At 34.5% G+C, this 223-nt stretch carries 1 pseudogene; it reads left to right on the top strand.

Features of this window, described 5'->3' with window-relative positions:
- Nucleotides 1-223 (top strand): annotated as a pseudogene (locus WFH18_RS18665) (IS701 family transposase); the annotation flags it as partial.

Here is a 223-nt window from a genome sequence, read left to right as displayed (position 1 = left end):
GAACCGAACTCTATTAGCTGCACACAACTTGCCGAGACTTATAATATCTCGCATGATAGTGTAAATCGCTTTCTAGAGCGTGAAGAATATACACCTCACGACCTATATCAAAAAGCAATTCAACATATTGATAATAATAAACTTATAGTCAGTATTGATGATACTGTTTTAGATAAACCATATAGTCAACATATGGACTTGGTTAGCTATTTTTGGTCAGGCA

Origin of the sequence: Acinetobacter sp. USHLN143 (assembly GCF_037145695.1) — a bacterium.
In the GTDB taxonomy this organism is placed as follows: Bacteria; Pseudomonadota; Gammaproteobacteria; order Pseudomonadales; family Moraxellaceae; genus Acinetobacter; species Acinetobacter fasciculus.
This window is presented reverse-complemented; position numbering and strand designations above follow the sequence as displayed.